19 protein-coding genes are annotated in these 24,509 nt (G+C 43.4%); 8 read left to right on the top strand and 11 right to left on the bottom strand.

Annotation, left to right across the window (positions count from 1 at the left end):
- The first annotated feature begins 24 nt into the window (after positions 1-24).
- Positions 25-4,506, top strand: coding sequence for a translocation/assembly module TamB domain-containing protein (locus V7S74_RS09235; RefSeq protein WP_406778471.1), 4,482 nt, complete (start codon positions 25-27; stop codon positions 4,504-4,506).
- Positions 4,507-4,554: 48 nt separating this feature from the next.
- Here V7S74_RS09235 and V7S74_RS09230 read toward each other — a convergent pair whose 3' ends face one another.
- Positions 4,555-5,499 (bottom strand): hypothetical protein, encoded by a 945-nt coding sequence (locus V7S74_RS09230; RefSeq protein WP_406778470.1) that lies wholly within the window; start codon positions 5,497-5,499, stop codon positions 4,555-4,557.
- 118 nt (positions 5,500-5,617) lie between these two features.
- Between V7S74_RS09230 and nadB the strand changes: the two genes are divergently transcribed.
- Positions 5,618-7,198: an L-aspartate oxidase gene (nadB, locus tag V7S74_RS09225; RefSeq protein WP_406778469.1), complete on the top strand. Its 1,581-nt coding sequence runs from the start codon at positions 5,618-5,620 to the stop codon at positions 7,196-7,198.
- Here the strand turns inward: nadB and udk are convergent.
- On the bottom strand, positions 7,181-7,804 hold the full coding sequence (gene udk / locus V7S74_RS09220; RefSeq protein ID WP_406778468.1) for a uridine kinase: 624 nt from the start codon (positions 7,802-7,804) through the stop codon (positions 7,181-7,183). The two genes, nadB and udk, sit on opposite strands and share 18 nt — an antisense overlap.
- 60 nt (positions 7,805-7,864) lie before the next feature.
- A complete protein-coding gene (locus tag V7S74_RS09215) occupies positions 7,865-8,368 on the bottom strand; it encodes a hypothetical protein (protein ID WP_406778467.1) in 504 nt (167 codons plus the stop codon).
- Positions 8,369-8,412: 44 nt separating this feature from the next.
- On the opposite strand from V7S74_RS09215, the gene V7S74_RS09210 reads away from it, so the two are divergent.
- Complete coding sequence (locus V7S74_RS09210) at positions 8,413-8,913, top strand: gamma carbonic anhydrase family protein (protein ID WP_406778466.1); 501 nt, start codon at positions 8,413-8,415, stop codon at positions 8,911-8,913.
- Positions 8,913-9,362 (top strand): SixA phosphatase family protein, encoded by a 450-nt coding sequence (locus tag V7S74_RS09205; RefSeq protein WP_406778465.1) that lies wholly within the window; start codon positions 8,913-8,915, stop codon positions 9,360-9,362. The genes V7S74_RS09210 and V7S74_RS09205 overlap by 1 nt, the downstream gene beginning before the upstream one ends.
- Before the next feature lie 330 nt (positions 9,363-9,692).
- Here the strand turns inward: V7S74_RS09205 and V7S74_RS09200 are convergent, their stop codons facing one another.
- The 6 genes from V7S74_RS09200 to V7S74_RS09175 are packed head-to-tail and all read right to left on the bottom strand — an operon-like array spanning position 9,693 to position 15,988.
- Positions 9,693-10,220: a YfiT family bacillithiol transferase gene (locus tag V7S74_RS09200; protein WP_406778464.1), complete on the bottom strand. Its 528-nt coding sequence runs from the start codon at positions 10,218-10,220 to the stop codon at positions 9,693-9,695.
- The gene (locus V7S74_RS09195; protein ID WP_406778463.1) at positions 10,213-11,913 is read right to left on the bottom strand and encodes a D-alanine--D-alanine ligase family protein; all 1,701 of its coding nucleotides are present in this window, start codon (positions 11,911-11,913) and stop codon (positions 10,213-10,215) included. The genes V7S74_RS09200 and V7S74_RS09195 overlap by 8 nt, the downstream gene beginning before the upstream one ends.
- Positions 11,914-11,920: 7 nt before the next feature.
- A complete protein-coding gene (locus V7S74_RS09190; RefSeq protein ID WP_406778462.1) occupies positions 11,921-12,163 on the bottom strand; it encodes a NifU family protein in 243 nt (80 codons plus the stop codon).
- The gene (locus V7S74_RS09185; RefSeq protein WP_406778461.1) at positions 12,163-13,242 is read right to left on the bottom strand and encodes an Mrp/NBP35 family ATP-binding protein; all 1,080 of its coding nucleotides are present in this window, start codon (positions 13,240-13,242) and stop codon (positions 12,163-12,165) included. The genes V7S74_RS09190 and V7S74_RS09185 overlap by 1 nt, the downstream gene beginning before the upstream one ends.
- A gap of 23 nt (positions 13,243-13,265) precedes the next feature.
- Positions 13,266-14,228, bottom strand: coding sequence for a GSCFA domain-containing protein (locus V7S74_RS09180; protein ID WP_406778460.1), 963 nt, complete (start codon positions 14,226-14,228; stop codon positions 13,266-13,268).
- Complete coding sequence (locus tag V7S74_RS09175) at positions 14,228-15,988, bottom strand: DUF885 domain-containing protein (RefSeq protein WP_406778459.1); 1,761 nt, start codon at positions 15,986-15,988, stop codon at positions 14,228-14,230. The genes V7S74_RS09180 and V7S74_RS09175 overlap by 1 nt, the downstream gene beginning before the upstream one ends.
- 88 nt (positions 15,989-16,076) lie before the next feature.
- Here V7S74_RS09175 and V7S74_RS09170 point away from each other — a divergent pair, with 88 nt between their 5' ends.
- Both V7S74_RS09170 and V7S74_RS09165 read left to right on the top strand, forming a co-directional pair.
- Entirely contained in the window at positions 16,077-18,719 is a 2,643-nt protein-coding gene (locus V7S74_RS09170; RefSeq protein ID WP_406778458.1) for an MGH1-like glycoside hydrolase domain-containing protein, read from the top strand.
- Entirely contained in the window at positions 18,706-19,179 is a 474-nt protein-coding gene (locus V7S74_RS09165) for a RidA family protein (protein ID WP_406778457.1), read from the top strand. Before V7S74_RS09170 ends, V7S74_RS09165 begins: the two co-directional genes overlap by 14 nt.
- On the opposite strand, the gene nadA is transcribed toward V7S74_RS09165, so the two are convergent.
- Together nadA and nadC are read right to left on the bottom strand one after the other, a co-directional pair.
- Entirely contained in the window at positions 19,176-20,162 is a 987-nt protein-coding gene (nadA, locus tag V7S74_RS09160) for a quinolinate synthase NadA (RefSeq protein WP_406778456.1), read from the bottom strand. The two genes, V7S74_RS09165 and nadA, sit on opposite strands and share 4 nt — an antisense overlap.
- The gene (gene nadC / locus V7S74_RS09155) at positions 20,159-21,013 is read right to left on the bottom strand and encodes a carboxylating nicotinate-nucleotide diphosphorylase (protein WP_406778455.1); all 855 of its coding nucleotides are present in this window, start codon (positions 21,011-21,013) and stop codon (positions 20,159-20,161) included. Before nadC ends, nadA begins: the two co-directional genes overlap by 4 nt.
- A gap of 83 nt (positions 21,014-21,096) precedes the next feature.
- On the opposite strand from nadC, the gene V7S74_RS09150 reads away from it, so the two are divergent.
- Both V7S74_RS09150 and secDF read left to right on the top strand, forming a co-directional pair.
- A complete protein-coding gene (locus tag V7S74_RS09150; RefSeq protein WP_406778454.1) occupies positions 21,097-21,426 on the top strand; it encodes a hypothetical protein in 330 nt (109 codons plus the stop codon).
- A 137-nt stretch (positions 21,427-21,563) separates the two neighbouring features.
- Positions 21,564-24,494, top strand: a complete 2,931-nt coding sequence (gene secDF, locus V7S74_RS09145) for a protein translocase subunit SecDF (RefSeq protein ID WP_406778453.1) — start codon at positions 21,564-21,566, stop codon at positions 24,492-24,494.
- Positions 24,495-24,509 lie beyond the last annotated feature (15 nt).

Genomic DNA, 24,509 nt, shown 5'->3' with positions numbered 1-24,509 from the left:
AATTCTGCGCAAAAATACGGCAATATGGTCAAATATCTCAAAATCTTCGTCAAAACAATCCTCTACGGGTTGCTGGGGATTTTTTTGTTGATTTTTGCGGCCATTCTTCTGCTCAGAGCTCCCATCAATCAGACCTTATTAGCAAATTATTTAGCACCTAAAGTGGAAAAGGCGATCGGATACCCGGTCAAGATGAAGGGGATACAAATCAAATTTTTCGATGAATTAAGTGTCTACGATTTGGAGGTAAAAGACCCCTGGGGCGCGAAAATGATCCAAATCGAACAGTTGGATGTTAATTTTAGCATCTCCCATTTATTCCTACAACCTGGTAAACCAAGCCTAGATTATACACGTTTAACACGTCCGAATGTCCATCTGATTTTTGAAAAAAAGACAGGTAAAATGAACATTGAAGAGTTTATTATTCGACTAGAAAACTGGATTACAGGAGGTGTCAAAACGGTGAAAAAAGGCCCTTCTTCCATTTTTACCATTCCGGAAGCGGAGGTAATTGATGGCTCTTTCTCTCTCGATGATAACACGAGAAAGAGTGAAGCAACCCGCCGTCATTTCGATATTTCCCACTTTACACTAGGGAAGGTCTATTCGAAAGTCAAGAATTTCTACATTAAGAATGATACGCTTGGACTACAGGCCATAGGGCTCAGAACGAAGGATCCTTTGACTGGGTTCGATGTGAAAAGTCTGAATACTGTTTTCATGATTTCGGATCACCAGATGCGTTTTGATCAATTGGATTTGCGCTTTAATGATTCCCGCGTCACACGGAAATTCGTGGTGAATTACCGTGATATTAGTTCGATGACGCGTTGGATTACGGATGTAGATATGCAGGCGGACTTTAATGGGGCCTTAGTGAAAGGGGAGGATTTAGGCCGGTTTGTGGAGGCGATGTATGAATACAAAGGCATGTATCGCTTGAAGGGAGCACTTAGTGGTACGGTGGCGAAATTGAATTTGAAGAAATTTGAATTAGGCTTTGGAGCAAAGAGTGTTTTGAGAGGAGATTTTGGCTTTAAGGGTCTACCTGATGTGGATAAGACAGACATGGATTTCACGATGAGATCGTCTCTTTTTTATCCCCAAGATTTAGGTACTTACATTACGAAGTCGGCGGCAGAAAATATGGTTATTCTAGGCCCTGTGGCTTTTGATGGCTTGTTCAAAGGGAATAATACGGTATTTAGAACGGCTGGAAAATTAAAGACGGGTTTGGGTTATGTGGAGGCAGATGTCAAGATGAATCTGAAAGATTCGATGGCTTTTTCTCGCTATGACGGGAAGATCAAATTGCAAAAATTTAAGCTAGGTAAGCTCTTGGGAATGGAGTCTGTCCTGGGGACTTTGGACGCAGAGGGTCAATTGAAAGGCAATGGCTTCGCAAAGAAATCGGCTAATATTGACTTTGACGGGAAGGTCACAGAGATCTATTTTAATCAGTATTTATACCATAAGATTGCTTTGAAAGGGAATTTTCAGAAGCAATTATTCAAGGGTGAGGTGGTCGCTAAAGATACCAATTTAGTGGGCACGATGAGCGGATTAATTGATCTTCGGGGAGCGAAACCGGTTTACAAAATGCAGGGTGAAATCACCCACTCAAACTTGCACACTATTCGTTTGCTGGATCCACAGGTCAGTTTGTCTACCGATTTTGAATTGGACTTCAAGGGTGATCGTTTTGATGATTTAGAAGGTCGGACGGTTTTCTATAATTCGACGTTACGTACGCCGAATAAGCCGGACTTGCATGTCGAGTTAGTCACCCTCACCTCGGAGAATGGTCCGGGTCAGAAACGTCATTACAAGTTGACGTCCGATTTAGTTTCTGCAGAAATAAGTGGGGAGTTTACCCCAAGTATTTTACAAGCACAGTTGCGTCAAGTTGCGGAGGAATATGCCCTGTATTTTCAAAAAGGGTCAGACGAACGTTGGGGTTATTATGCGACTCGGAAACACGAAATCGACACCAAGTACAAGGCGGATTTTACGGTGATTTGCCACCGAGCAGATCCTATTTTAGCTCGCTTTTTTCCTTCCGTTCAGATCGGGGAGAACACGGTGTTTTCGGGTAATATTTCGAAAGGACGTACGCTTTCACTCAGTTTAGAGGCCTATCCGGATACCTTGGTGTTAGGCGGTTACCACTTTTATCAATCCGTATTTTCTTTCCAAAGTTCTAAGTTCTTAGGTGCTCCCGAGGTATCCTCTAGTCTCGTTTTTACGTCTCGTAAGCAGCAATTAAACTTCTTGACGCCTACGGAGAATTTCAAATTGGATGCCCTTTGGGATCAGGATCGGATCAATTTTGGTCTAGATTTTAAACAACAAGGAGAAGAGAATTTAGCCCACTTAGCAGGAGCTTGGAACTTCGAAGACGAGGGTTTATCACTGAAATTTAAGGATACGTATTTCCGGATTTTAGGCCAAGACTGGGCGATGGATCCAGCCAATAAAATTACCATTCAGGGGCAGGAATGGAAGGCGGATCGGGTCGTGGTTTCGAATCAAAATCAGTCGATTTCCTTGCAAGGAAGTCTGTCAACAGACACTACGGAGACCATTAAATTACGGGCAAATCACTTCCAATTGTCTACTCTAAAACCGTTGTTTTCCACGAAGACACAAGGGGAGTTGAATGGGGAAATAGCCATCCAAGATTGGTATAATCACACCCGTTTAGACTCGTGGTTGTTAGTGGATTCCTTGCGATTGAATACCTTTTTTATCGGAAACTTACAGGGCGTAGGAACCTATCTCGCAGATGAAAAAGCGATGGATTTGAATTTGAATTTGAACCGTTTGGGAGAATCAGTGATGTCTCTAACAGGGGCTTACAAGCCTTTCGAGGAGGACCAAAAACTGAATATAAAAGCGGAATTGAATCAGACGGATTTGCAGATTTTGGAACCCTTTACCTCCGGTATTTTCTCTAATTTGAAAGGCTCGGCTTCTGGAAATTTACACATCGGAGGCTTGCCTACGAAGCCTGAAATTACGGGAGATATGGTGTTTTCCAAGGCTGGTGCGGTATTTGATTATTTGAAAACAAGCATGTCTGTTTCGGATACGGTAAACTTTACGCCGAGGCATATTACCGCGAAAAATTGGACGGTGGTAGACCCGGAAGGTAATAAAGCCTTAGTGAATACAAGTTTGTACTTTCCGGAGGGCAAGCCCTTTGAACTGGACATTCAAGCTAATTTAGATCATTATAAATTGTTGAACACGACACGTGAACCTAATTCGATTTACTATGGATTAGGCTATGCCACGGGGCCTATGCGTGTTTCGGGTACGGTCGATAATTTATTGGTTTCGGCAGACCTGAAATCAGAAAAAGGGACGCGTTTATTTATCCCGTTGGACCGAGAAGAGGATGTAACCCAAGGAGAGGATTATTCGTTCGTTTCTGAATTGAATACCTTGAATATAGACCAAAATTTATCCAATGTCTCCTCTAAATTACAAGAGGATGGAATCACGCTAGACCTGCGTTTAGCCTTAACTCCTGAGGCCTATGGTGAGGTGCAGTTTGATGCGAAAAAAGGGGATGTGATGCGGATGTATGGTTCGGGAGCGATTAAGATGAATTTGGACAAAAAAGGAGCATTTAAAATGGTGGGTGATTATGCCATCGATCAAGGGGATTATACCTTCACGCTTCAAAATTTGATTAACAAGAAGTTTGCGATTCAACGCGGATCCAAGATCACTTGGACTGGAGACCCACTGGAAGCTAACGTCAATATCAAGGCGATTTACACCCAATATGCGTCTCTATTTCCTATCCTTTTAGACACGACGAATAAAGGAAATATGCCGGAATTTAAGAGGAGATATCCGGTGGATGTGACGATTAGTTTACAAGATCGCTTAATGTCGCCTACGGTTAATTTTGATATTGGAATTCGGGATTACCCGAAAGATATGACCTTGAATGGGGCAGTTACAGCCTTCGCAAATCGCATCAAAACGGATGATCAAGAGTTAACACGGCAGGTGAGTAACCTCTTGCTTTTTGGACAGCTGGTTTCTCCCTTCGGTGGAAGTGGTATAGCCTTAGGGAATTTAATGGGTAATTTCACCGAAATGCTTTCGAATCAGTTAAGTAATTTGGCCTCTAAAATCAATAAGGATTTAGATATTTCCGTGTCACTGGGCGGGGGAATCTTGAATCAGGATATCCTATCGAACCTACAGTTGCGGGCATCCTACAATTTTAATGATCGACTGCGCATTACACGAAGTGGTGGATTTACGGATGCCAGAAATCAAACGAGTCCGCAGATCTTATTGGGGGATTGGGCTTTGGAATGGTTTGTGCGTCCGGACGGAAGTCTACGCCTAAAGACCTATAATCGCAACGTACAAACGACGATCTTAGGCTCCTTCAACTCCTATCAAATTAACCAAACCCTTGGGGCTAGTTTGTTGTACAATAAAGGATTTAATACCTTCTTTTGGCAGAAGAAGAAATAAAAAAAGGCCACCCTTTCGGATGGCCTCTTCTATAATTAGTGTAGGTAATTATTTTACCTCAAATGCACCCGTTCCGATTTGGAAACCTTCTGCATATAATTCTACTGAATATTTACCTGGCTTGTACGCAACACCACCACGAGGGTAAGTTACCGCAACTGTTTGGCTATCATTTGTGTATTCGAATGTTTGCTTAGCTGTATAAGTCAATTCTTTTCCGTTGATGCTGATACGACCAGAACCGATCGCTTCATCTGATAAAGTAGCGCCTTCGCCATCGATCACTCGTACGTAAACTGTCTTGTTTTCTAATTTCGTGATTGGGTTCGTCGCTAAGCTAAATACTACTTTTAACTTCTCGATTTTCTTTCCGTTCAAACGAGAACGTTCTGTTTCTTTCCCTTTTGCGTTAACAGCTAACACTTTCAAGTTTTGCGCTTTTAAAGCGGCAGCGATGCTCACTTTACGTGCTAATTCTTTGTTGCGTTGGCTTACAGAAGAAAGCGTATCGTTCAACGTTTGGTTCTGCGATTTTAAACCAGAGTTCTCTGTGTTCAAGGTGGCGTTTTGCGTTGTTAACGTTTGGTTGCTTTCTGTTAAGATGCCGTTTTGCTTCTTTAATTCAACGATTTCACCATCTTTAGTTGTCAATACCGCGTTGTATTCCTTGATCTTAGCTTCGTAAGAGGCGATAGTCGCGTGGTTTGAATTCTTTAAAGAGGCTTTGTCTTGCTCTAATTGAACTTTTAATGCTTCTAAATCAGCTACTTGACCGCCTAAAGATTTAATCTCTGCGATTTTAGCATCTAATTGAGTTGAAATAGAGTCCAAAGAAGAACGTGTATTAGCTAGTTCAGTTGCTTTTTCCTCGATTTGAGTAGCTTGATCTTTCGTCGTTTGGTACGAACGGAAGTACAATACACCTAATACTGCCGTTAGCACAGCTAAGACAATAATGGCGGTTTTGGAATTGTTGTTAGGCGAATTTTCCATGGATTATAAATTGATTTTTAAGGGTTTATATTTTTTAATGCCGCAAAACTACAAAATAAAGTTCACATTTCGGTTTCAAGGCAGTTTTTGATTAATTTGCATCTCATTTATTAATCCTATGCCTACATACGACTTCATTGTCATCGGTTCTGGAATTGCGGGTTTATCCTACACGGTTAAAGTTGCAGACTATTTTAAGGAAAGAGATATTCCGGTAAAAATAGCCTTGATCACAAAGACCGTGGCGGAGGAAACGAACACAAAGTATGCGCAAGGTGGGATTGCCACGGTGTGGGATTCTGCGGATTCTTTTGAGAAACACATCGATGATACGATGGTTGCTGGCGACTTTGTGAGTGATCGGAAAGTAGTTGAAATCGTCGTAAAAGAAGCGCCAGAGCGCTTAAAAGAGTTGATCGACTATGGTACGGATTTCGATCGCCAAGCAGATGGTTCTTTTGATTTAGTGAAGGAAGGTGGCCATTCGGATAAGCGCATTTTGCACCACAAGGATTCTACGGGAAATGAAATCGAAAGAGCACTTTTGGCTAAAGTAAAGTCCTATAAAAGCGTGGATTTCTTCACGCATTATTTTGCCGTTGACCTTATTACCCAGCACCATTTAGGCGAGAAAGTAACGAAAGATACGCCTGGTAAGAAGTGTTTTGGCGTCTATGTCTTGAATCTCAAGACGAATAAAATTGAAACTTTTTTAGGTAAAACCACGCTTTTGGCCACCGGTGGAATCGGTCAAGTCTATCAATCGACAACCAATCCAACGATTGCAACAGGCGACGGGATTGCCATGGCCTATCGCGCCAAAGCCTTCGTTCAAGGCATGGAGTTCATTCAGTTTCACCCGACGGCACTCTATAATCCGGGTAAGAAACCTTCCTTCTTGATTTCGGAAGCTGTCCGTGGACATGGCGGCATTCTAAAGAACCAAGATGGATCTACTTTTATGGAAAAGTATGATTCTCGGCTTTCTTTAGCGCCACGGGATATTGTTGCTCGTGCAATCGATTCCGAAATGAAAAAGAACGGAACCGATCACGTATTTTTAGATACACGCCATATTCCGAAAGAAGAAATTCTACAGCATTTCCCGATGATTTACGACCACTGCTTACGGGTTTTGGGAATAGATATGTCCAAAGAAATGATTCCAGTCGTACCTGCACAGCACTATTTATGCGGTGGTATTATTGTGAATGAATATAGCCAAACCAATATCGAAAACCTCTATGCCGCCGGCGAATGTTCGTTTACGGGATTACACGGGGCGAATCGTTTGGCCTCTAATTCTTTATTGGAAGCCATCGTTTTTGCCCACCGTGCATTTGAGAAATCGATCGAAGAATATGGTACGCAAGTTTTACCTGAGGGCATTCCTTCCTGGAATGATGACGGAACGCGTCACCCAGAGGAGATGGTATTAGTGACCGAAATGACCCGAGAATTAGAGTCGATTATGTCGAATTACGTGGGAATTGTTCGCACGGATCGCCGTTTGAAAAGAGCCTATGATCGTTTGGAATTAATCTACTTAGAGCACGAAGAATTGTATCGTCAATCGAAGATTACGGTTCCATTATGTGAATTAAGAAACATGATTAACGTGGCTTATTTGATTATCAAACATGCACGCGCTCAACGGGAAAATAAAGGATTGCACTATAACCTAGATCTGATTCTTTAGGTAAGAAACGATCACCTCAAGTCCTTTTTCGAAGTGGTGATTATTCGGAATCACGATATCACAAGAGCGTTTATGAGGTCTGATATATTCCTCATACGTCGGCTTTACATGGTATTTCCAGCGGTACATCACATCTTGTAAATCGTATCCGCGTTCTTCATTATCTCGCTTTATTCTGCGCTTTAACTTAATTTTATCTTGCGCATCGATGAAGATTTTTAGGTCCAAAAGCTGTGCCACCTCCGGAAAGTGAAACACAAAAATCCCTTCCACAACCAAAATCTTGCGTGGATGGAAATGCAGTAAGTCTGGTACTTTTTCGGAATTATTAAAGGTGTATTCTACTCGGCTGACAACTTCCCCGTTGCGCAATTTTTCAATATCGGCTGCAAAAGCTTGGTCGTCAATGGCTCCCGGTAAGTCGAAATTTTCGATCCCATTGTGATCCTTCGTCTGCTGGTCGATGGATCGATAATAATTGTCTTGAGACAAAAGACAGATGTCATCAGACTTGAACTGTTCCATTAATCGGCTTAAGAAGAGGGTTTTCCCCGAGGCGCTACCTCCGGTGATACCGATAATAAAGGGACGTTCGATTGTTGACATGTGTGTTTAATTCGGATGCAAATTTGCGAAAAGGATTTTATTTAAGCTAAAAAACGCCTTTCATTTTCGGAATTTCAGATACACGGCAACCTCGTCTTTCGTTTTTGTAGCAACATATTGAAAGCCGCCCTGGGAGAATTCGGCAATGATTTCTTTTTCAAAAAATAAGTCCTTCCCGCAGCCATCGTGTTGTAAACGGTGGTATTTTGAAATTTCTTCTTCGATGATCACGATGCCGCCTTCGTTCAAGGCCTTGTGTATTTTCGCTAACATGGCTGGGCGATCCTCGAATTCATGCCAGGCGTTAAAGATCCAAATTTGGTCTTTTTCTACGATTTTTTCTGGGTTTAATTCGACCTCTGTTTTCCAAGTCAAGCCTGTTTTTTCGGTGAAATAGGCAATACTTTCATCGATGTCCTCCTTTTCTACTAGGGGGTCTACAAAAGCCATTTTCTTCGCGGGATAGTGCAGGCAAAGGCTCACTTCCCACCAGCCATATCCACATCCGATCGAAGCGATATGATCTTCCTTTTGCCAAAGCGCAAATTCGTAGAATTCTTTCATAGACCCGCAATTTAAGGTATATTTGGCCAATAAAATAAAACAAGATGGCTATTTTTATTGCACCTTCGGCTAGCGTGATGGGCCGAGTTTTCATCTCCAAAGATGTATCAGTTTGGTACGGCGCTGTCATTCGAGCAGATGTCGAAGAAATTCATTTAGGTGAAGGCTGCAATATCCAGGACAACGCTGTTTTGCATGCAGATGAAGGTGACAAAACCATCATCGGTGCACACGTTACGGTGGGTCATGGCGCCATTGTTCATGGAGCAGAAATAGGGGAGGGAAGTCTCGTAGGAATGCAAGCGACGGTTTTGAATAGGGCCAAAGTAGGCAAATTCTGTCTCATCGGAGCCCACGCTCTCGTGACGGAGGGAATGGAAATTCCCGATTATTCCCTCGTTTTAGGAACCCCTGCTAAAGTCGTAAAAACCTTAAATGAAGATCAAATCAATCGACTGAAATTTGGCCCTCCACATTATGTTAAAATGGGTGCAGAACACAAAGCCGGCAAATTTCCCTTATTAACCGCAGCAGACTTCGAATAATGGAACTTGTAATCATTAGACACGCCCATGCTGGCCCCTATACTGACGATGACAAAGGTCGACACTTGTCGGAACGAGGAATCGAAGAGGCTTTATTATTAGGAGAATGGATGCATTTGAAGCAATTTCCAGCTGGATTTTGGCTTATCTCAGATGCGATTCGTACCCGCGAAACTGCGGAGTTATTGGGTAAACCCTTTTCAGAGTTTGAGTTATCTGATTTTTGGTATGTGTCTAGCGGACCTGATTATTTGACTGAAATCGCTAAAAGAACAGAACCCGTTTTGTATTTGGTAGCACACAATCCCTCCGTTTCTTATTTAGCCTCTTATTTATCCGGCGAAATGATTCAAATGGAAACAGCTGGATGTGTATATTTGCAGTTCCCAGGATTAAGTTCTTGGTCAGAAATCACCCAAGGTTCAGCCATCCTACTTCATCAACTATGAACAAAAATCAAAAGATCTTTCGCTGGGTACTAATTCTGTTCACGCTGCTGATGATTGCGTTAGCGGTGCAGATGGCAAGCAACACCACCGCTCCGTGGAATAAGAAATCGAGTTTAAAATCTCAAAATCGTGCTGCGCAATGATTTTTTAGATTTCAAACTCGATTTCTATCTGGAGAGCTAGAGGACTTGGTCATCGCTTCGCGATTTAGTCGCGACTGTGTCGCTTAGTCGTCCTTCGGACTTAGTCGCCTCCGGCGATTCCAACTCTATGCTTTATTCTTTGTGCTTTATGCTTTAAATCTCTACTCTCTACTCTATAATCTCTACTCTAAAGCACCGAAGCAATGTGCTTCAAGTGGTGAGTACAATGCCACGCATAAATCCCTAATACCTTGTCCATTGTATAAGTAATCCCTCTTTCTGGATGCAGGTAGGTCTTTTTCCAATCTTCTTCTTTCAAAGTTTCCATCAAGTAAACCCAACGTAAGTGGATGTAGCGTAAACCCTCAATGGCCCAAGCAATGGGCGCTTGATTCCCGTCTGGCATAGATGCCCAATCATCTTCGCTGTATGGTTTGATGGTCGGATTGTCCTCCGTAAGCGCCATTTTGAAACGGATGTAGCTGTTCATGTGGCTGTCCATCAAATGGTGAATCACTTTGCGAGCTGACCAGCCGCCTTCGCGGTAAGGCTTTTCTAATAAGGTTTCGTCTACGTCCTTTAATAGAGCGGCTAAATCATCGGGTGTGGAAGCGATAATTTTGATCCATTCTGCTCTGATTTCAGGGGTAATCACCTCTGGGTTTTTGTATTTCCCGATCGGGTATTGCAAAGGGTTAAGTTCCGTATTAGACATTGGTGTAGAATTTAGTGATTTCGATGGCTGCTTGACGTGTGTGTGCGATCAAGGGGTGGACGCCCATTTTGATGGCTTCTAACATTTCTTTGGCGGAATCTTTTCCTACATGGGCTACGTGCAAGTTGATTAAAGTTTCGCCTTCTTCGATTTCCAAAGGAGTACAAACGCGAACGTTCTCCGTTCCTAATGCCGCAAGTTCTGCCGCTTGGCTTTTTACAGCCTGGAAGCTTGCTTCCAATTCGGCTTCATTCGCACCGCTGATCTCTAATACTTGTACATCTCGTTCCGCTTTCGCTTGTAAACAAGCGGCAATGGCTGCGTCTAAGGCCTTTAGTTGCTGATTTAGGAAATAGTAATTTTTGCCGGTTCTTAATCGCTCCCGGATGGATTGGCGGATGAAATAGGTTAATGAATCTGTTACATTCAGCCCGATTTCGGCCATTTGCTTGAAGATCAATGAGCTAGGGGACATGCCTGGGATCGTATTCGGATCGTGTAAAACGACCACGCCGTTTGTATCTAGGAATCCATCGATACGGGTACAAACCCCAAAACCTAAGTCTTCAAAAGCCTGCTTCACCTGTGCTTGTATAACTTGGAGGTGAGCTAAGCTGGCGTGCATGGGAATGCGCTTGCGCGTTAATTTCGATTTGTATTTGGCATTAAAATCAAACACCTCTACCGAATCATCGATGACAATCTCCGTCGGAGGAAGGGCAACCGCCTCGCCTGATGGAGTTTGAATCACGCCGCAGCTGAATTCGTTTCCGTTCACAAAGGATTCGAGTAAAATCGCATCCTCCGAATGAATCGATTGAATGCTAGCTTTCGTCACCGTGTGCGTGAAATAGTCACGAAGGGCGATCAATAATGCCGAAGGATGGTAATACACTTGTTTTTGGAATACAACGGGGAAGCCGATTCCTTCGTCTAGGTTGACCATTTTTTGCAACAAAGCAACTTGGTCATCCTCGGTTAATTTTAACCAATCCTCGCGGTAGATTTCATCGATAAAAAGACATTTCTTGATGGCTTTATCAAAAATCTCAAGTGAATCTTCTTTCACAAAAGCTAGGCCGATGGAGGACCCTTGGTGTGGAGCTTTGGCCACAAAAGGAATACCAATTTCCTTCTTGACTTGCTCAAAAAGGGTTTCTCTGCCGTACTTTGTATAATCGTCTCGTTGTAGAACGAAGAATTTCTTCTCTAAACCAACGGATTTCTTAAGCCACTCGTTTTGTTTGGCCTTATCGATACCGATGGCAGATCCTAAAACGCTAGGGCCTGAATAGGGAATGTTGTACCACTCTAAAAGACCTTGGATACTGCCATCCTCTGCGCCAGGGCCGTGCATGGCAATGAATGCAAAGTCAAAATGGGATGCAAAATCAGCCGGTTGAATGATTGTTCCTACTTCTTTTAGTAAGGCTGTCGCATCTGCTTCAGGCAAAGATTCAATATATACGTTGAATGGCGCGGTTTGAAGGCGTTTTGGCGGATAAAAAGAACGAATTGATTCCTCGAAAATAAGCTCTTCCTTGATCAAAATAAAGTTGCCTAAGCTATCCACGAAAACGGGGATGGGCTGAAACAAGGCCTTGTTCAGGTGAGCCATAGCGGTTTTACCCCCTAAAAAACTGATTTCCCGTTCACGCGCGGGACCGCCAAAAAATATTCCTATCCGCATCATATGCCTATTAGGGTTTTACTTCTTCTACTGCTGTTATTTCTGGGACATCCCTGCGGATGGCCTCTTCTACCCCTGCTCTAAAGGTCATTGCTGACATATTGCAGGACTGGCAATTGCCCGTTAAGCTTAGTCTCAACACATTATCTGCGGTGATTTCTGTAATTTCGACATTGCCACCATCCGCCACTAAATAGGGGCGAATGCTGTCTAGCGCGGTTTGTATGCGGGAATATAAAGGATGATTTTCCATTAGGAGGCTTGTTTCGCGTTAGAAATGGCTACCTGTTGTGCTAAATTAGCGGCGATAGAGGCAAATGCATCAGCGCTAGGACCTTCTGTCGAGGCGATCGGTTTTCCTTCGTCACCTGCCTCACGAATCGCCTGAATTAAAGGCACCTCACCGAGGAAAGGAACGGCATATTTTTCTGCTAACTGCTTTCCGCCATCTTTACCGAACAAATAGTATTTGTTTTCAGGTAATTCAGCCGGTGTGAAATAGGCCATGTTCTCTACTAGGCCTAACAAAGGAACATTGATTCCGGCTTGCTTAAAGAACGCTAAACCTTTGGTCGCATCAGATAAAGCGACTTTTTGAGGAGTCGTTACGATCACCGCACCTGTTAATTTAATCAACTGCACCAGTGTTAAATGGATGTCTGAGGTTCCTGGAGGGAGGTCAATCAATAAATAATCTAATTCATCCCAGTTTGTATCACCAAAAAACTGACGCAAAGCCTGCGTCATCATCGGGCCTCTCCAGGGCACAGGACTTTCAGTAGGAGCTAAAAAGCCCATCGAAATCATCTTGATGCCATATTGCATAATGGGTTGAATGCGATTCTTGCCATCTACTTCCGTCACGAGTGGTTGCAAATCTTCTGCCCCAAACATCACTGGAATAGAGGGGCCAGAAATATCAGCATCCAGGATTCCGACCTTAGCTCCGGCATTTTTCAAGGCCATCGCTAAGTTTGCCGTTACAGTTGATTTACCTACACCACCTTTACCAGATGCTACAGCAATCACGTTTTTAACTCCAGGAATTAAAGGGTCTTTAGACGTTAAGGTGGTTACCTCAGCCGTCATATTGATAACGATTTTGAGGTCTGGATGCACTAAATTATGAATCGCATCCTCGCAATCTTTTCTAATCTTCTCTTTTAGTGGACAAGCTGGTGTCGTTAACACAACGGTGAAGCGAACTTCACCCACGCCTAATTCCACGTCTTTAATCATGTTCAAGGTCACTAAATCCTTCTTTAGATCAGGCTCTTGAACGGTGCTTAGTGCACCTAAAATAATCTCTTTGCTTACGCTTAATTCTCCCATGAATCTCTTTTCCTTTTCAAACCTCAAATATAGGTGTTTTTTATTTCATGCGCGACGTATTCGGCGATTTTGCACGTATCTATTTCTTGGTATTTTTCTTCATTTAGTTCTGCCAAAAGCACCTCTAACACCCTTCGGTGATCCATCAATTTTGCCGGATGAGGTCGATGACCTAGCGTTCGGTAAATAGAATTCCATTTTTTCGAAATGGAAAGCAGTTCTGTATCAAAATAGGACGCTTTAAATCGCTCCCAAATATAGGCTTGCGCCTGCTCGTTTGGGTGGATTAGATCAGCCTCATAAAAACGGTAATCCCGTAATTCATCCAGCATAATCTCGAAAGCTGGGAAATAGTGGACGTTTTCAAAGCGTTTGGAAACGATATCTGCCGCTAGACGTAGCGTGGATTTAGAAACTTGATTCTCCAACATGCCGTCTTTCGTGTGTCGAACAGGGGAGACGGTTAGTACCACGTGGGTGGTAGAGGGGAGAGTAGAGAGTAGAGAGCTGAAGTTTTCTACGATTTCATCAACGCTAGATAATCTCTTTTCGAAACGATTTGCCGGCATCTTGTGGCAGTTAGCTACCGATTTATTTAGATGTTTGTCAAAATAACTAAATGCAGTTCCCCAGGTAAGAAGCAGAAAGTCCGTATCAGCGATAAAGTTCGACACTTCGGCACCTACAGATCGCACATCATCCAGCAACTCGTCTGCCGTGGTCGCTGTAAATACGGAATGATAATCTGGGTGTAAAAAATACCCGTTTTGTTCGTAAACCTCTTCTGAAACGCTACCCGAAAGAGCACGCGTTATAGCAAAAGGGTGAAATAAAGTTCCAAAAGGCTGCGTCTTCACCTCTAATGGCAATAAGCTCAATCGCGCCCCCATGGAGGCTGAAAAACAAGAACCCATCGTCAGCACCTTGCTCCGATGATTCATCAGAACAGGTGCTGCAGCAATGGGGAATGTCGTCGTTAATTGCATTATTTTAAAGAAGAAGCCCAAGCATTCATTTTGGTCTCCAATACATCTAAAGGCATGTTTCCATCCTTCAAAACTTCGTCATGGAAATCAGATAATTTGAATTTAGGACCCATTTCTTTCGTTAAACGCTCACGAATCTCGCGAATTTTCAAGGCTCCTATTTTATAACTCAATGCCTGTGCTGGGATGGCCATATAGCGCTCGATTTCGGCGATAGTACCCTCTTCGCTTAAGGGTTCGTTATCCATCATGTACTTAATAGCTTCTTCACGCGTCATGTTTTTCGAGTGCATCCCCGCATCCACGACTAAACGAATCGCTCGGTGAATTTCATCCCCTAAAGCTCCCATGTATTGGTATGGATCGGTATATAGGCCTAATTCTTTGCCTAAGCTTTCCGTGTAAAGTGCCCAGCCCTCTGCGTAAGCGGAGTTTCCTCCGAAGCGGCGGAACTTAGGTAAGGAGCTATTCTCTTGTTGCAAGCTGATTTGGTAATGGTGGCCAGGAATCGCTTCGTGTAAGAACAAGCTTTCCATGCCAGAGGTTAAATTGAATTTTTTGGCATCCAAAATAGGTACATAAAAGATTCCTGGACGTGTTCCGTCTTCCGAACCTTGGAAGTATTCCGCTGAAGCCGAGGCAGCACGGAATGCCTCTGTCTGGCGAATTTCGAACGGCGTTTTAGGCACTCGACCAAACATCGTCTTCAAAGAGGGCTCCATCTTTTTGTGAATCGCATGGAAAGCAGCTAGCACCTCCGCTGGCGTTTTAAAAGGATAGAATTTAGGATCTGTCTTCATGTGTGTGAAGAATTCCGCTAAGGTCCCTTTGAAACCCACCGCATTTTTCGTCTTCTCCATTTCCGTACGAATACGCTTCACTTCGCTCAAACCCGTTTGGTAAATTTCATCAGCCGGCTTGTCCGTCGTCGTTAACACGCGGATCAAATATTGGTAATAAGCGGCACCGTTTTTCAAAGCACTGATGCCTGTGCTAGTACGTGCTTTTGGCAAGTATTCGTTCTGTAGGAAGTCAGCTACGCGAGCATAAGCAGGAATAACTTCGTTTTGAATAGCTGCCGTATACTCGGTTGTAAATCGCTTCTTGTCAGCCTCAGAGAAGGAAGCGGGAAACTGCTTTAAAGGACCATAGAAAGTAGATTCTTTCACGTCTTTCACCGCAAATGAGGTGAATTGAGGGATCATTTTAAGGACCAAAGCACGTGGCAACACATAGTCCTGAGCCATGCCTTTGCGGAAATAAACGATCGACGAGTCTAAATAGGCCACGCCTTTCTTCATTCGCTTCGCCCAATTTTCGTAGTCTTTCACCGTCTTAAAAGGTTGAATAACCTGTCCTGATCCTAATTGCGCGAAGGTTAAATGAAAGCCATAAAACTGGTTCAATGGCGTTAAATTATCGGGATAAGTCAAGCCCTCTAATCCTAATTTGATATCACGCGTTAGTAAATCATAGGTGATTTGGTCGTTCGCGTTTAGATCGGCTCTATTTAGTGCGCCTAAAGACACTTGGTATTTTTCTAAAACCGATTTGACTAAAGCGCGGTGGCTGTCCGTAAAATCGATGTTTAATTGATCATTATAGCGATTGTCGCCGTTTGCAGTGGCGGAACCAGGATTCAGTTTTAATTGCTCTTCATAGTATTCGTCTACAATTTTTGCAAGTTCTGAAGAAGGTTGATCATTCTTTTTGCAAGCAAAAAAGGTCAACGCTAGGCTTAAATAGAGGAGTTTTTTCATTGTTTATTTGCTGATTTTAGGGGCAATTTACGTAAATTGGTCATTGCATTTATACCTAAGTAGAAATTTATACATCAAACAATTGATTATGTCAGGATTGGGAGCTGAGCGCGCACGATTACAATTACGGAACGATAATAAAGGTTGGAAAAAATGGGGGCCCTATTTGACGGAACGTCAGTGGGGAACTGTGAGAGAGGATTATTCCGCACATGGTAACGCTTGGGGTACGATTACTCACGATATGGCTCGTTCGAAGGCTTATCGCTGGGGCGAAGAGGGGATCGCGGGTATTTCAGATAATAAACAACACGTTTGTTTTGCTTTTGCTTTTTGGAATCACCGGGATCATATCTTGAAAGAACGGTTTTTTGGTTTAACAGGTGCAGAATCGAATCACGGCGAGGATGTAAAGGAATTGTATTATTACCAAGATTCGACGCCGACGCATTCGTATCAAAAGATGCTTTATAAGTATCCTCAGCAAACATTTCCCTATCAAAAACTAATCGATGAGTCGAAAAAACGGAATCGCCAGGAGCCGGAATATGAGCTATTAGATACCGGCATTTTTGACAATAATGAATACTTCGACATTTCGATTGAATACGCGAAAGCGGATGAACAAGATATTTTAATTAAAGTGACCGTGGAGAATCGCTCGAAAGTGGCAGCTCCTATCACGGTTTTGCCTACGATTTGGTATAGAAATACTTGGTGCTGGGGTTACGAAAAGTATAATTATAAGCCGCTTTTGACGGGTGTAGGCAATTCCTTCATTGAGGTGGACCACCGCGTGGTGGGTCGCTTTAAGTTATATGCGGAAGATGCGGATGAGTTCCTTTTCTGCGACAATGAGACCAATTTTCAGCGCTTACACAACTCTGATAACTTGTCGCATTTCACGAAGGACGGCATTAATGAGTACATCGTTAATAAAAACAAGCACGCGGTTAATCCGAACCACATTGGGACGAAGGCTTCTGTAAAATATACGGACAAAATCCCAGCGGGAGAGAAGAAGGTATACCGTCTGCGTTTGAGTAATGTGACTCAGCGTGAACCATTTGCTGATTTTGACCAAATTTTCGAAGACCGCATCATCGACGCTGATCAATTCTATGCGGAATTGCAGAAGGGAATTGAAGACGATAATTTGCGCTCCCTACAACGTCAGGCTTATGCCGGGATGCTGTGGACGAAGCAATGGTACTATTATAATGTATTCGAATGGATTAAGGGTGATCCATCTATGCCGAAGCCGGATGCGAGCCGTAAAAATGGCCGAAATAGCACGTGGAGGCATATGTATGCAGCGAATATCTTGTCGATGCCGGATAAGTGGGAATACCCGTGGTTTGCGGCTTGGGACTTAGCGTTTCATACCCTTCCTTTGGCTCGTTTAGATCCTGATTTTGCCAAAAGACAGCTTGCAGTTATCCTCCGCGAATATTACATGCACCCGAACGGCCAAATTCCGGCCTATGAATGGTCTTTCTCCGACGTAAATCCACCAGTGCACGCTTGGGCAACTTGGAAAGTCTACGAGATTGATAAAGAAATGAATGGCGGAAAAGGGGACGTGGTCTTCTTGGAACGTATTTTCCATAAGTTATTATTGAACTTCACCTGGTGGGTAAACCTAAAGGACGAGGGTGGAAACAATATTTTTGGTGGTGGATTCTTAGGGATGGATAATATCGGGGTATTCGATCGCTCCGCGGAATTACCCACCGGAGGTCACTTAGAGCAAGCCGATGGAACAGGTTGGATGGCTATGTATAGCTTAAATATGCTGCGTATTGCTTGCGAAATCGCCATTGAAAATCCCGTTTACCAGGACATGGCTTCGAAGTTTTTCGAGCACTTCTTGCACATCGCCGGTGCGATGCAATCCATCGGTGGAGATAAATTGAATCTGTGGGACGAGGACGATCAATTCTATTATGACATGTTGCATAAAGAAGATGGTTCGGCTGAATTGCTAAAGGTGCGCTCGATGGTAGGTTTGATTCCATTATTTGCGGTAGAGACCTTGACCTCTGAGATGCTCGAAAAATTACCCGCTTTCAAGCGCCGAGTAGAATGGGTATTAGCTAACCGACCAGACTTAGCCAATTTGATTTCACGTTGGTACGAGCCTGGAAAAGGGGAGACCCGTTTGCTTTCGATCTTGCGTGGCCATCGAATGAAGATGATTATGAAGCGGATGTTTGATGAGACGGAATTCTTATCTGACTTCGGTATTCGTTCCTTGTCAAAATACCACAAAGAAAATCCATATAAATTTGCTTACGAAGGCGGTACGCTGCAGGTAGATTATACGCCGGCAGAGTCTACGGGCGATATGTTTGGGGGGAATTCCAACTGGCGTGGACCTATTTGGTTCCCGATGAACTACTTGATTTTGGACTCCTTATCGAAGTTCTCTGATTATTATGGATCAGATTATGAGGTGGAATTTCCGACGAATTCAGGCGAAATGATGAACATTAAAGAGGCAGCACGCGGTGTTTCTGAGCGTTTATTAGCGATGTTCGTACCCGGAAAAGATGGAAAGATTCCAATGTATGGGGACTACAAAAAGTTCCAAGACCCCCATTTTAAAGATTCACACCTCTTCTTTGAATACTTCGATGGAGACACCGGAAAAGGTTTAGGCGCAAACCACCAAACAGGCTGGACAGGCTTAATCTCCGAAATAATCAGACAATTACATGGCAAAAACTAGTCCAGAAGAGAATTTTGCGGCCTTAGGCCTAACACTTCCACCCGCTCCTAAACCTTTAGGTGTTTACAAACCGGGTTTGCAGGTTGATCATTTCTATTACGTATCTGGTCACGGAACGGTTCAGGCGGATGGGTCGTTGATTATCGGCCGCATCGGGAAAGATCTCGATATTGAGGAGGGGAAATTAGCGGCGCGCCAGGTGGGTTTAGCGATTTTATCGACTTTAAAAGCTCAATTAGGTTCCTTGAATCGCATTAAACGCGTTATCAAGGTCTTAGGCATGGTGAATGCCACGGAAGATTTCTTGCGTCATCCCTATGTCATCAACGGATGCAGTGAATTGTTCGCCCAGGTTTGGGGAGAAGAAAATGGCATCGGTGTTCGTTCTGCAGTAGGAATGGGGTCTTTGCCAGATAATATTCCAGTTGAAATCGAGGCTGTTTTCGAGCTAAACGATTAAGCAGAGACTTCTAACATCGCTTTCAAGGCTTTGTAGGCAGGAACGCGTGTTTCCTCTGCTAAATTGATCTCCGGCAATTCGTAATACAAAGCGTTATACAATTTCTCTAGTGTATTCATCTTCATATACGGGCACTCGCTACAAGCGCAGGTATTTTGCTCATTCGCAGGAGCAGGAATCAGATGCTTGTGCGGAACTGATTGCTTCATCTTGTGCAAGATGCCAGCCTCCGTCGCCACAATGAAAGTAGAATTAGGCGAGGTTTCCACGAATTTTAAAAGAGCCGTCGTAGACCCCACATAATCCGCTTCTTTCAAAATAACTTCCTTGCATTCAGGATGGGCAATCAAAAGAGCATCCGGATATTCTTGCTTCAATATCGCTAATTTCTCTAATGAAATATCGATATGCACCATACAAGCGCCTTCCCAAAGAATCAGCTCACGTCCCGTCTTGTGCGCCACATAGCGCCCTAAATTTGCATCCGGAGCAAAGATAATTTCGCGATCTGCTGGGATTGATTCTACGATTTGTACCGCATTCGAAGAGGTACAAATGATGTCTGTCATCGCCTTGATATCGGCTGAACAGTTGATGTAGGAAACCACTACTGCATTGGGGTGCTTCGCTTTTAATGCAGCGAATTCTGCAACAGGAACCGAATCGGCCAAAGAGCAACCCGCATTGAAATCGGGAACCACTACTTTCTTCGTCGGATTCAAGATTTTTGCCGTTTCGCCCATGAAGTGAACACCACAAAAGACGATTAAATCTGCCTCTGTTTTTTCTGCCGCTTGAGATAAACCCAAACTATCTCCCACATAATCAGCTAGTTCTTGGATCTCTCCATCCACGTAGTAATGGGCTAAAATTACCGCGTTTTTCTCCTTCTTTAAGCGTTGGATTTCGGTAATTAATTCCACGCCTTTCGGTGTAGAACGGGCAATGTAGCCCACAGAGGTTGCTTCGTCTATTAAATTCATTTCGCTTTTAGGCTTAAATCTAAACTCTTCACTTGGTGGGTTAATGCTCCCACGGATATGTAATTAACCCCGGTTTCGCCATAGGCACGGAGTGTTTTTTCGGTTATTCCACCAGACGCTTCGGTGGCAAATCGTCCGTCAATTTTTCGAATCGCATCGCGTAGTCGATCGGGCGTAAAGTTGTCTAGCATAATGCGTTTCACGCCACCAATGGCTAAAACCTGTTCTAGTTCTGTCTCGTTTCTGACCTCGATCATTACATCCAAAGGTTTCGCTAAGGTCTTATTATACGCAAAGGATTGCTCCAAAGCCTGCTTAATTCCTCCTGCAAAATCCACGTGATTATCCTTAATAAGGATCATATCGAATAGGCCATAGCGATGATTTACTGCTCCACCGATTTTGCATGCCCATTTTTCCGCTAAACGGAAATTAGGCGTAGTTTTTCTCGTATCTAATAGTTTCGCTCGAGTGCCTTCTAATAAGTTGACCAAAGAACGTGTATAGGTTGCAATCCCCGACATACGTTGCATGCAATTCAACACTAAACGTTCTGCTTTCAAAATCGATTGCGAAGATCCACTCACCTCTAAAACGACTTGGCCTGGTTCGATCCAAGTCCCATCTGGAATGAAAACCTGTACTTGAAGGGATGAATCCACTTCCTTGAAAATAGCTAGAGCTAATTCCACGCCCGCCAGCACGCCTCTATCCTTTACCTTAAGTTCTGCCGTACCTGTAGCAGTAGCTGGAACGGTAGAAAGGGAGGTATGATCTCCATCACCCACATCTTCCCGAAGGGCGGATTGGATGAAAGCTTTCACATAAGAGGGTTCTGTGTAGTCGAACATAGGGGTGTTTTATCGCCCCAAAATTACGAAAATTACCCGGAGAATTGATTTCTAAGAAAAATATCCTATTTTTGCTACTCTCAATGCAAAAGAAGGTCAAAATATCCCATCTTATTCTGTTTATCCCCGTGCTTTTTTGGCTCGTGGCTAAACCCATCTCGCTGTTCGCAGTAGAGAAAGGGGCAGTGAAGACGGAAAAGACTTCGAAGCAAACGATTGTAAAGGCTGAGCAGCACGTTTATCAAGTTGCTACGAACTTACAACTCGATTTTCCACAAGATTGGAACTTCTCAAGCCCTACGGAATTCTTCGTAGCGCGCTCAATGCAAGCCATTAAATTGCCTACATTCACTCATCGTACGCAATTCTTACGAATTTTATTTACCCAATTTATCGCCACTCTGGCGCCGTGAGGGGTAGTCGCTAGTCACTAGTCGGGAGTCGCTAGTCGTCAGTCGGCAGTAGCCAGTCACTAGTCGCTAGTCGATAGTCCGGAGGGACCATTCATCATTTATTTACCATTTACCATTCACCATTTATCATTTAAATCATGCGTTACAAAAGTGCCATTATTTGGCTGTCTACGATTATTTCAGCCTTATGTATATTCTTCCTATCGTTTACGTGGAAGTCTAATCAATTAAAAGAACAAGCGATCAAGTATGCCACTACAGCAGATGGCAAAATAGATGCAGCGAAGCGTTTGCATTTCATTGATTCCCTTTGGAAACAACCGGTATATATTGGATATACCTTACAAGAAGTGACTCAGTATGCATTGCAAAAAGGTCTTGACTTAGAAGGTGGTTTGCACGCGGTATTAGAGGTTTCTCCAGCGGAAATCTTACGTGCTTTATCTGGAAAGTCAAACGATCCAGCATTTGAGAAAGCATTAGCAGCGGCAGGTGCAGCGCAAGCGACTTCGACACAATCGTTTAACGAATTGTTCTATGAAGAATTTGCGAAGGCGGCTCCTAACCAAACTTTGGCATCTGTATTCGCTAATTCAGTGAACCGCGGAAAAATCTCATCTACTTCTACTGATTCGCAAGTGAAGAAGGTGATCGATGCGGAGATCGATGGTGCGGTAGATCGCGTTTACAAGATCATCCAAGCACGTATCGATAAATTCGGTGTGGCTAACCCGAACATCCAACGTCTTCCAGGTACGAACCGTATCCAGGTTGAATTACCAGGTGTGGAGAACCCAGAGCGTGCACGTAAATTATTATCAGGTGCTGCGAAGTTAGAGTTCGTAGAGTGCTATGAATTGAATGAATATGGTGGAGGCTTGAATGCATTAGGTGCTTTATTAGATAGAGAAGCAAAAGCGCCAGTAGCGGCTGCACCAGCAGCGGCAACAGCGGCGAAGGATACGGCTGCAAATGCTTTGGCAAACAAATTAGCCGCAGCTCCAGCTACGAAAGATTCAGGAAAAGCAAAAGCAGATACGTCTGCAGGTTCTGCTTTAACGAAGTTATTCTTGCCTTTAGGTAATAACATCGGTGTATATGTAAAAGATACGGCTCGTGTAAACGCTTTGTTTGCTCGTGCGGATGTAAAAGCGATGTTCCCTGCGAATTTGACGTTTGCTTGGGCTGCGAAAGGAATTCCAGCTAAAAATGGCGACGAAATTCTTTCTTTAGAAGCTTTGAAAAAAGGCGAAGGCCAATCAGCTCCATTAGAGGGTGATGTAATTACAGATGCGGCGCAAGATTTCGATCAAGCAGGTCGTCCAGAAGTTACAATGGCGATGAACGGAACTGGTGCTCGACTTTGGAAAAACCTAACAGGTGCTAACATCGGACGTCGTATCGCGATCGTTTTAGATGGTTATGTGTACTCTGCTCCAGTAATCAACGGTGAGATTCCAGGTGGTCGTTCTTCGATCTCAGGTAGTTTCTCTGTAGAAGAGGCAAAAGACTTAGCAAACGTATTGAAGGCAGGTAAATTACCAGCTCCTACACGTATTGTTGAAGATGCATTCGTAGGTCCATCTTTAGGTGCGGAGTCTATCAATCAAGGTTATATGTCTATGGCTTTAGGGCTATTGTTAGTGATTGTCTTTATGGTGGGTTATTATGGTACTCCAGGTTGGATGGCGAACTTAGCTTTGTTTTTTAACGTCTTCTTTATCGCAGGTGTCTTAGTCCAAATCCAAGCGGCTTTAACCCTTCCAGGTATCGCAGGTATCGTGTTAACTCTAGGTATGGCAGTTGATGCAAACGTATTGATTAACGAGCGTATCCGCGAGGAATTACGCAAAGGAAAGGGATTGCTAGATGCGATAAATTTAGGTTACGAGAAGGCCTTGAGTGCGATTTTGGATGGTAACATTACAACCGTATTGATCGGTGTGATCTTAATTATCTTCGGTTCTGGTTCTGTGAAAGGTTTCGGTGTGACGCTTTGTATCGGTTTAGTTACATCGGTATTTACAGCGGTGTACATCTCTCATATCTTAGTGGATTGGATGGCAAAACGTGCTATCAAGGCAGGTAAGGAGAAAGAGATGACATTCGAGACATTCATTTCTCGTGATCTTTTCAAAGGAATGAACTTCGACTTTATCGGAAAGCGTAAGTATTCGTACTGGTTCTCTTGGGCTTTAATCGCTGCGGGTGGTATCGTTTTATTCCTACAAGGAGGATTTAACTTAGGTGTGGATTTCAAAGGTGGTCGTTCGTACGTAGTTGAATTCAACCAAGCGGTTCCTACTGATAAAGTAAAAGAAGCATTAACGGATGATTTCGGCGGAAAAGGAGTGGAAGTGAAAACTTTCAACGGTCCTACGAAATTAAAAGTGACTACGTCGTATTTAGTAGAAGATGAGTCCATCACGGCTAATAATACGGTTCGTACGGCATTAGAAACTGGATTGAAGCAATTCTCTGCACAAGCACCTAAAGTGGTTTCTGAGTCCAAAGTAGGAGCAACAGTGGCCGATGATATTTTGACACAATCATTCGTGTCGATCTTCTATGCTTTAATCGCGATCTTTATCTACATCTTGATTCGTTTCCGTAAATGGCAATATTCATTAGGGGGTATTGTTGCCTTAGTTCACGATACCTTAGTGGTATTAGGAATGGTGGGTATCGTTCGTTTATTCGGTTTCGAATTAGAAGTGGATCAAGTATTCATTGCAGCGGTATTAACGGTGATTGGTTATTCAATTAACGATACCGTGGTAGTATTTGACCGTATCCGTGAGGAGATTGGTTTGGATGCTGATTTAGGAAATAAGGCCTTGATGATTAAGACCATCAATGAGTCGATTAACCATACGATGTCTCGTACGGTGATGACAGCGACAACGGTATTCTTAGTAGTAACGGTGTTATTGTTCTTCGGTGGTGACGTGTTAAGAGGTTTCTCTTTCGCAATGTTTATCGGGGTTGTTTTCGGAGCGTACTCGTCTATTTTCGTGGCGGCGCCTATCGTGATCGACTTTGGTACTTCGAAGAAAGAAAAGAAATAATTGTTTTGCCGGCTG

Source organism: Aquirufa novilacunae, assembly GCF_045310505.1.
GTDB classification, from domain to species: domain Bacteria; phylum Bacteroidota; class Bacteroidia; order Cytophagales; family Spirosomataceae; genus Aquirufa; species Aquirufa novilacunae.
This window is presented reverse-complemented; position numbering and strand designations above follow the sequence as displayed.